General features: G+C 39.1%; 1 rRNA gene. It reads left to right on the plus strand.

Annotation, left to right across the window (positions count from 1 at the left end):
• Positions 1-154: 154 nt before the first annotated feature.
• A 23S ribosomal RNA gene (locus KFD70_RS29430) occupies positions 155-248 on the plus strand; the annotation flags it as partial.

Here is a 248-nt window from a genome sequence, read left to right on the forward strand (position 1 = left end):
ACCTCCTTTCTATGGAGAATTGATGAACGCTGTTCATCAATATAAGTTTCCGTGTTTCGTTTTGTTCAGTTTTGAGAGAACTATCTCTCAGAAATAAATGTATGTTCTTTGAAAACTAGATAACAGTGTAGCTCATATTTTTTAATTTTAGTTTGGTTAAGTTAGAAAGGGCGCACGGTGGATGCCTTGACACTAGGAGTCGATGAAGGACGGGACTAACGCCGATATGCTTCGGGGAGCTGTAAGTA

The sequence above is a fragment of the Bacillus pfraonensis genome (genome assembly GCF_050768835.1).
Taxonomy (GTDB): domain Bacteria; phylum Bacillota; class Bacilli; order Bacillales; family Bacillaceae_G; genus Bacillus_A; species Bacillus_A pfraonensis.